The organism is Frigoribacterium sp. Leaf8 (assembly GCF_001421165.1).
Lineage (GTDB): Bacteria > Actinomycetota > Actinomycetes > Actinomycetales > Microbacteriaceae > Frigoribacterium.
Genome location: NZ_LMKB01000002.1, coordinates 1 through 7,662 on the forward strand (window position 1 = coordinate 1; position 7,662 = coordinate 7,662).

General features: G+C 64.0%; 9 protein-coding genes. 6 read left to right on the forward strand and 3 right to left on the reverse strand.

All coding sequences use genetic code 11. From position 1 onward, the window contains the following. Nucleotides 1-84: 84 nt before the first annotated feature. Nucleotides 85-492 carry a MerR family transcriptional regulator gene (locus ASL10_RS03940; protein WP_162234592.1) on the reverse strand — a complete coding sequence of 136 codons (408 nt, stop codon included), beginning with the start codon at nucleotides 490-492 and terminating at the stop codon, nucleotides 85-87. 89 nt (nucleotides 493-581) lie between these two features. Between ASL10_RS03940 and ASL10_RS03945 the strand changes: the two genes are divergently transcribed. Then, entirely contained in the window at nucleotides 582-1,565 is a 984-nt protein-coding gene (locus ASL10_RS03945) for an aldo/keto reductase (protein ID WP_056044644.1), read from the forward strand. Between the two features lie 107 nt (nucleotides 1,566-1,672). Here the strand turns inward: ASL10_RS03945 and ASL10_RS03950 are convergent, their stop codons facing one another. Next, nucleotides 1,673-2,950, reverse strand: a complete 1,278-nt coding sequence (locus tag ASL10_RS03950) for a DUF3500 domain-containing protein (RefSeq protein ID WP_056044645.1) — start codon at nucleotides 2,948-2,950, stop codon at nucleotides 1,673-1,675. Between the two features lie 226 nt (nucleotides 2,951-3,176). On the opposite strand from ASL10_RS03950, the gene ASL10_RS03955 reads away from it, so the two are divergent. The 3 genes from ASL10_RS03955 to ASL10_RS03965 all read left to right on the forward strand — a co-directional run bounded on the left by ASL10_RS03955 (nucleotide 3,177) and on the right by ASL10_RS03965 (nucleotide 4,828). Beyond that, entirely contained in the window at nucleotides 3,177-3,686 is a 510-nt protein-coding gene (locus tag ASL10_RS03955; protein WP_056044647.1) for a hypothetical protein, read from the forward strand. 58 nt (nucleotides 3,687-3,744) lie between these two features. Further along, entirely contained in the window at nucleotides 3,745-4,338 is a 594-nt protein-coding gene (locus ASL10_RS03960) for a hypothetical protein (protein ID WP_157485248.1), read from the forward strand. A 160-nt stretch (nucleotides 4,339-4,498) separates the two neighbouring features. Next, on the forward strand, nucleotides 4,499-4,828 hold the full coding sequence (locus ASL10_RS03965; RefSeq protein ID WP_200922565.1) for a hypothetical protein: 330 nt from the start codon (nucleotides 4,499-4,501) through the stop codon (nucleotides 4,826-4,828). Between the two features lie 508 nt (nucleotides 4,829-5,336). Here the strand turns inward: ASL10_RS03965 and ASL10_RS03970 are convergent. Further along, the gene (locus tag ASL10_RS03970) at nucleotides 5,337-5,900 is read right to left on the reverse strand and encodes a hypothetical protein (RefSeq protein ID WP_056044652.1); all 564 of its coding nucleotides are present in this window, start codon (nucleotides 5,898-5,900) and stop codon (nucleotides 5,337-5,339) included. A gap of 93 nt (nucleotides 5,901-5,993) precedes the next feature. Between ASL10_RS03970 and ASL10_RS03975 the strand changes: the two genes are divergently transcribed. Then, nucleotides 5,994-6,896: a phosphotransferase gene (locus ASL10_RS03975; RefSeq protein ID WP_157485250.1), complete on the forward strand. Its 903-nt coding sequence runs from the start codon at nucleotides 5,994-5,996 to the stop codon at nucleotides 6,894-6,896. A gap of 416 nt (nucleotides 6,897-7,312) precedes the next feature. Then, on the forward strand, nucleotides 7,313-7,582 hold the full coding sequence (locus ASL10_RS03980) for a hypothetical protein (RefSeq protein ID WP_157485252.1): 270 nt from the start codon (nucleotides 7,313-7,315) through the stop codon (nucleotides 7,580-7,582). Nucleotides 7,583-7,662: the final 80 nt, after the last annotated feature.

Here is a 7,662-nt window from a genome sequence, read left to right on the forward strand (position 1 = left end):
CCTCGATCCCATCTGCAGCACTCCGATTCACGGTGGTGTTGCAACGACCACCTGAACCCAAGGGTGGTCGACCGGACAGGGCGGTCAGGCCGCCGATCGGGCGCCGGCCGCGGCGATGGTCTCGCGGTACGCCTCGATCTTCCGTTCCAGCGCCGCAAGGTGCCGTTGCACCTCCGCCTGCCGAGCGAGAACAGACGCGTGGTGCTGTTCGAGAAGAACGAGACGTCGAGAGTCGTCAGCACCGGCCCTGTACGCGGCCGCGTACTCACGCATTTCCTGGACGTTCATCCCCGTGCCGCGGAGCATCACCGTTCCCGCGAGCCAACTCAACGCAGCAGTGTCGTACCGACGCCACCCGTCTGAGCCTCGTCCTGGTGCCGGCGCGATGCCTTCTTTCTCGTAGTAGCGGATCGTGTCAACGGTGACGCCGAGCAGATCCGCCGCGACGCTGATCGTCACGGGCTCGTCAACATTGACCTCGGGAAGCAGCATGGGCACAAGTCTCCCACTTGACATGGTCTGCACACCAGGGTCGAGAGTCAAAGCGTCCGGGTCGACCCGGCGGTGAACGGAGAACTTCCATGCAGCAGATTCCTCTCGGCTCTCAAGGCCTCGCCACATCCCCACTCGGGCTCGGGTGCATGGGCATGAGCGCCTTCTACGGCGGCGCGACTGAAACAGGCTCCGCCGAGACCATCCGGCAGGCTCTCGACCTCGGCATCACCCTTTTCGACACGGCGGAGGCTTACGGGCCGTTCGAGAACGAAAAGCTGCTCGGCCGGGTCCTTGGCGCTGACCGGGACCGGGTGGCGGTCGCGTCAAAGTTCGCTACCAATTTCGCCGATGACGGCGCACCGATCGGCCTTGACGGCTCCCCGGAACACGCGCGGCGCGCTATCGACAGATCCCTGAGCCACCTCGGAACCGACCACGTCGACCTCTGGTACCTCCACCGTGTCGACCCGAACGTGCCGATCGAGGACACCATCGGCGCCATGAGCGAGGCCGTCAGCGCCGGTAAAGCCCGCTACATCGGGGTCTCAGAGACCTCCGCTGAAACCCTCCGCAGGGCCCACACAACATTCCCGATCACTGCAATCCAGTCCGAATACAGCCTGTTCGAGCGTGATGCCGAACACAACGGAGTTCTCGACACCGCGCGGGAACTCGGCATCGGATTCGTGCCGTTCTCCCCTCTCGGTCGCGGATTCCTTTCCGGCACCGTCACCCGCAAGGACGACCTACCCGAGGGTGATGCACGTCGAAACCTTCCCCGGTTCTCCGACGAAGCGATCGATGCGAACCTCCGCGTCGTCGACGCACTCAAGGTGATCGCCGACGAGAAGAACGTCAGTACCGCGCAGCTCGCCCTTGCATGGCTGATCCGGGCCGGCACGGTCCCTATCCCCGGCACCACGAAAGCATCCCGCGTCAAGGAGAACGTCGCCGCAGCAGACGTCGTGCTCACTACGAGCGACCTCGAGCGGATCGAGGCTGCCTCCCCGCACGGCGTGGCCGTCGGGACCCGCAATACCGAGGCTGGCATGGCTCGAGACCGCGGTTAGCACGCAAGATTTGCACCCCTCCATGTGCCGGGCGCACGAGGGGCAAGGCAAGACCACTCAGTGCCCGAACGCAACCCAGTGGTGACCCTCCCTCGCTAGAGGCCTTACTAGTTGCTGGGCGGGGTGCCGCCGTCGCTCGGGGCGCCGCCCGCGGGTGCACCACCGCCCATGCCGCCGGTTGCCGCCTGCTGCTCGACGCTGTTTGCGTAGTCGTCGGTCGGGTCGCGGTAGATCGTGTGGACGTGGCCCCAGCCGGAGGTGGAGACACCTTCGACGTCGGCGCCGGCGGAGCCCTGCTGTGCCTGGAATCCGACGTAGACGTTCGGCCCGGAGATGGAGAAGTTGATGCCGTCGCCCTGGGTCATGTCGTAGGTGGTCTCGCCCGACCAGGCGATGACGGTGTCGTCGAGGGTCGCCTCGATCTCGGCGCGGGTGGTGGCGGCGCTCTCCTCGTCGGCCATGCCCGACCAGTTGGCGACCAGGTCGAGCAGGAGCTCGCGCTGCTCATCGGTGAGGTCGGCGCCGGTCAGGCCGGCACCGGTGGTGAAGTCGCAGGTGTCGCCGGGGGCGCACATGGTGACGTCTCCGGAGGTGAGGGTCGCCTGCTGCTCGGCCGTGAGGGAGTCGTAGAACGCGAACGCGTCGGTGTAGATCCCATCGAAGGCCTGCACCTCGGTGCCGTCGTCCGTGGTCCAGTCCGCGGGCTGCACGCCGAGGTGTGTCGGGGCGAAGGTGATCGCGTCGGCGGTGCCGTCGAGGGTGGCGTTGATGCCGAGGTGGTGGCCGCCGAACTGGACTTCGTAGGCGCTGGTGTCGGAGGCGTCGCCGAAGAACGCGATGTAGTACTGCCCGAGGACATCGGCATCGGTGGAGCTGGAATTGTCCGCGAGGTACTGGTCGCTGGCGATGATGTTCGAGACGGTCTCGTAGGCGTCGTCGCTGAGGAGTGCCTCGATTACCTGGAGGGCGGCGACTTGCTGCTCTTCCGTGAGGTCGGCGACGTCCAGCCCGGCCCGGTCGACGAAGGTGATGGGGAAGTTCGACCACGAGGTGGTCTTGGTCTCGTCGCCGTAGTCGTAGGTGACCGCTTCCTTCTGCTCGTCGGTGAGCGTGGCGAGGAACGCCTGAACGGCTGCGGTGGTGTTCGTGATGGTCTCGGCGGTGGTGCTCGAGTCCGATTCCGTGACCTCGGTCGCTGCCTCGGCGACGGTGAGGTCGCCGGTGGCGCTGCTCGAGGTGGTGGTGCCGGAGCCGGTCGTGCTGGAGGAGCTGGTGGTGCCGGCGGCGCAGCCGCTGAGCAGGAGGCCCCCGACCAGGAACACGGTCGTTCCGAGGAGGAGCTGGTGGCGGCGCGGGCGCTTGTTCGTGTCCGTGGTCTTCGTCATGGGGCAAAGCTAAAGAGCCCGGCTTGGTCAATTCAATGAGAAATCTATGAGCCGGTCATGAGAGCCGGATCGGTTTCAGGCGTCGTGAAACCGTCCGATAGACGATCCCCTATCAAGACAACGACAGTCTGCGGAAGCCGAGGCGCATCGTCTCCATCTACGAAGATGCGCAAACACCTCCCTGCGGCATTAGACAGCGTTGACGAAAGACCTGTAGACCAAGTAGATGCGCATTGATGACGGGCGGCCTGTCCGGGTCGATCTTGACCCTCGCCCCCGCTTCATCTGGTGGGGTCAGGATGTCGACGACGAAACGCGAGATGCCGTCGCAACCCGAGCCACGCTTGTCCAGACCTTCCCCACGGAAGACGCGGCACGTCGCCATGCGGAGCAGCAGTCCTGGCCGAGCGGCCCGCCGGAGGCCCTGAGCATCGTCGACGCGCGTGGGGTCAAGGACTACCTCGACCGCAAGGTGAACAAGCTTGATGAGGAGGCGGCCCTCACCTGTATCAACTTGGCCGACGATGTCCGTCACTCACTGCGCCTCCCCCCGCCGCGATCTGGAGCCGCGCAAGCCGTCTACGACAAACTGGTCCAACGACAGTTCAATTACCTCACCGACGACAGCCGTGTTAACGCGCTGAGCAGGTGGAGCTTGCGGGAACTAGGCCAGCTCCAGAAGATGCTGCGTTCGTCGCTGCGCTGTCTAGAAGCAGGCCTTGTCGAGCCCCGATAAGCGATCGGCTATCGGGCAACACCCCGTTTTATCTTCTGGCCCGACTTCAGAGACAGCCATGCCCTTCTACGTCAACGCTCTTGGCGGTGTATCAACGAGAATGGTTCATATGGCGCACACGGACACTGGCCCGGTTGGCACTTTGATGACCGTCATCGGCCAGCTGCTTGATCCACAGGTATCTCGCAAGTTCCACGGGCACATCATCGTCTCCAGCGGTGGAGACGAAACCCGTTACGAGGTGTGGGCTGATCCCGAGACGGGCTGCTGGGAAAGCGTCGACCACGCCGCTGGCATACGAGACGTTTACAACCCCATCGACGGACTGCTACTGACCTCCCCTGGGCAACGCGATGAAGAGGACGTCGATCGAGGCACCGTTGAAAACATGCCAGCTCACCTGGGTCTTTTCTTCCCCCTAAGGATGGGTATCTGGTCAAGGTCCCGGGACCGCTGGCGCATGACGGGCGCGACAACGGGCGCAGATGGTCGCACGGTTGTCGGCTTACAGGCCTTGGATGACAACTCACAGGGAAGCCTGACCGTGACCACCGACGGCGTTCCGGTCCTCTTCCGTGAGCCCGAACAGGACATCGTCTTGGAGATGCACGAAGCTTTCGGGGGCAGACCTGACTTCTGGTGGAAGAAGTAGCTGACCGCCCCCGAACACCAACTCCCGTGGAGTCCATGGATGTGCCAGTCAGTGCTTAAGCGACTGCCCGGCCGGCGATCGACTAACGGGCACCAGCTTCGACTCCGCTAACGTGCCGACACGAGCCACGGAAGGAGCACCCTTGAGAGTCACAGTCGAAGTGGGCGATTGGGAGCACGAATGTTGCGGCCCGGCGATCGAACGCAACGATGTAGTCGACCTGGGCTGTCTTCGTTGGCGGGACGCGGACGGACAAGTGCGGTTGATCGAGACCCACCACGACTCCCCCATCGAAACTCGTATCCGCGGTCGGGTCGTGGACATCCTCGTGCTCGCTGAGGATGGCTCCGCGACACCAATTCTTCGCGTTCCCAGCGGCGCGGCCCTGCGCGGATTTGACGACGAGGACGACGGGCACCTCGAGACACCGTGGTCGGGCGAACTCGTCAACGAGCGCAACAGGCGCTTCCTCGTGACAGTGAAGTCGTAGAGGCGAGAAATCACTCTCACTCCACGCCGCACCGCAGGAACGAATCGATCCAATGAACGATCCCCTATCGGGCACTCCGCAGTCTGATTGACGGTGCGAACGCGCTCCGGAGATCCGATTGAATACGCACATGCCCCGGTCGATGTCTCCCTCTGAGCGACGTGCCGTATCAGCCGCCTGGTACCCCTCGCCGCAGGTGCAGCCTTGAACACGTCAGAAACGGCCGCCCTGATAGTCGCGTCGCTGCTAATCGTGGTCGGGCTGCTCCTCGCGATCTTTCACCTGCCCTTTTCGAGACGGGTCAAAAGTGAGCGCGAACGGCTGGGAGTCCACATTGGCTCTGAAAGCCATCCGACCATGATTCTCTGCGTAGGTCTCATATTTGTGGCCATCTCTGTCGTGATCCTGGTCGGCACGTTCACTGACGCGTTCTCCGGGTCACCTCGCGTCTAGGGCAGCCCAGTCACCGATCGTCTATCGGGACGCTGCCCCCAGATCGTGTTCGGCCCTATGGAACGTCTTCTTCAAATGCCAGGAGGGACCAGGGCTCCAGGCCGCGGGTCGCCAGGACCGCTTCAGGGAGCGCCCGGGGCGTGCCAAACTCGCGGGCTGCGTAGTCCAGCAGGTTCGTGCCGAAGACGATGACATCCGTCTGGACGACGGAGAAGACCGGGGCCCCTGGGCCGAACGGCGCGGCCGGCAGATAACGGTGGCCGTACAGAGGTACGAGCTGCGGCCATGTGGTGACCTGTTGCTTCACGACCTCGAAGCGCGCTTCGACGGAGTCGGGGCGTTGACCCCACGACGCCGGCCAGAAGACGTTGTTCTCGACATCGAACAAGACGCCCTCGAAAGGCGCTCGGATCGCATCGCGGACACGCTTGTCTGCCCTCGCCCGCCAGTCGTACCAGCCATCAGCCACGGGCAGCGCGAGGGCGAGGAGCTCGCGGTGATCGGGGGCAAAACGGACGCCGTATCGGCGTTCAGCACGACGCAACTCAGCCTCGGAAAGCCCCGCCTCGAGGGCGACACGTCGTTCTCGAAGGAGCTCGACGACCTCGGCAGCAGACACGTCGTCAGCATAGATGCGACCTGTTCGACAGACGATCCCCTATTGGGCGGTCACGTCCGTGTAAGGGTGGGGCTGCCGCGGAAAGGAATGATCATGGCCAGGACGACATGGGCAGAAGCACCGCACACCTTGCGGCGCGCCGTCGAGGATGCACTCGGCGCCGAGGTCACGGAGGCCGTCAGTCAAACCGGCGGCTTCTCCTCCGGGAGTGCTGATCGCCTAGTCCTTGCCGACGGCCGCCGTGTCTTCGCAAAGTCCGTCGAACGTGCCCGCAACGTCGGCACCTACGAGCTGCATCGGCGGGAAGCAGCAATCGTCCGGGACCTTCCCACGTCGGTGTCCGCACCCCGCCTTGTCGGGACCCTCGAGCAAGACGACTGGATCGTCGTGGCTTACGAGGACATCGACGGCCGCCAGCCAGGGGTGGACGACACCACGCTCGTCCTCGATGCGCTCGGAACGCTGCCCCGCATCGAGACGCCCTCGCAGTTGCCCCGACTCTCGGACGAGCTGACATCGGACGCTGCGAGCTGGAACCGTTTGACCACGTCGGGAGCAGTGAACGAACTCGATCCTTGGGTCGGTGCGCACATCGACCGGCTCCGCCACGTCGCCGCACAACTTCCCAGGGCAGCCGAGGGAGATCACCTCGTGCACCTGGACTGCCGTGCCGACAACCTCCTCATCGACGAAAGATCACGGGTGTGGCTGGTCGACTGGCCCTGGGCCAGTGTCGGAGCATCCTGGTTCGACTCGGTCACATACCTCCTCGATGTCTTGGTCAACGACGGGGACGCAGACGTCGAAAAGCATCTCGATCACCCTTCTCTCCGAGGTGTGCCGGCAGAGGCCGTCGATGCGGTCCTTGCTGGACTTGCTGGCTCATGGGTCGAGCAACTCCAGGTACCGGCACCCGAGGACATGCCGAACCTGAGGGACTTTCAGCGGCAGGAAGCCGATGCAGCTCTCCTATGGTTGAGGCGCCGCTGGGCTTGAGACGCGCCCGCAGCGCGATCCCTTACCGGACATTGCCTAGCGGCAGCCCGACGCTGCGCCTACCCTGATGACGTGCCCAAGGAGAGCTTTTGGCTGCAGCCCGGTCCGGCGAGCAGGTGTGCCAAGGCGGCGGTTGTATGGGGAGTGCTGGCCGCGCTCTTGCTCACACTCGCTGTCTTCGTGCTTGTTTCCGTGGGTGGAGTTTCATGGTGGAACCAGCTCGGCCTAGTCGCACCGCCCGTTCTGACGGCGGCTCTGGCACTCATCTACGGCGTCAGCTACCGAGCGCACCGTGCGCGGCAGTCGCGGGGCGAGTAGCAAGCCGTCTCGAGAGCCCATCGGCTATCGGGACGCAGCTTTTATGCCTCATGGTTGAATCGGGCTATGAACCTTCTCGAAGCCGGGGACCTCTCGCGATGAAGGGGCGTCAGCCATCAAACGCGAAGCCCGACGGTTCCATCGCTGCCGCCGGAAACGTCGTCATCTGCACGGGCATCGTGATCGCGATCCCCATCTACGTACTGACGACTGGCATGCAAGGTACTGACCTGCTCATAGCCGGCGCGGCCTTCGTCATGGGTATTGCGATGCTCGTTGGATTCGTTCGCACTCTGATGAAGCGCAGAGCAACCGCGCAAAAAGATGGCGGCGCCAACAAGCCAGAGAACGAACGCGAGCAGCTCTAGCTCGCGTCCGATAAACAATCCTTGGGTTCAGGTGGTCGTTGCAACACCACCGTGAATCGGAGTGCTGCAGATGGGATCGA

What these genes read in the sequence shown, in the direction of transcription:
- ASL10_RS03960 (WP_157485248.1), top strand. Translation starts at nt 3,745, where the DNA reads ATGCCCTTCTACGTCAACGCTCTTGGCGGTGTATCAACGAGAATGGTT.
- ASL10_RS03950 (WP_056044645.1), bottom strand. Translation starts at nt 2,950, where the DNA reads ATGACGAAGACCACGGACACGAACAAGCGCCCGCGCCGCCACCAGCTC.
- ASL10_RS03945 (WP_056044644.1), top strand. Translation starts at nt 582, where the DNA reads ATGCAGCAGATTCCTCTCGGCTCTCAAGGCCTCGCCACATCCCCACTC.
- ASL10_RS03980 (WP_157485252.1), top strand. Translation starts at nt 7,313, where the DNA reads ATGAAGGGGCGTCAGCCATCAAACGCGAAGCCCGACGGTTCCATCGCT.
- ASL10_RS03955 (WP_056044647.1), top strand. Translation starts at nt 3,177, where the DNA reads ATGCGCATTGATGACGGGCGGCCTGTCCGGGTCGATCTTGACCCTCGC.
- ASL10_RS03975 (WP_157485250.1), top strand. Translation starts at nt 5,994, where the DNA reads ATGGCCAGGACGACATGGGCAGAAGCACCGCACACCTTGCGGCGCGCC.
- ASL10_RS03940 (WP_162234592.1), bottom strand. Translation starts at nt 492, where the DNA reads ATGCTGCTTCCCGAGGTCAATGTTGACGAGCCCGTGACGATCAGCGTC.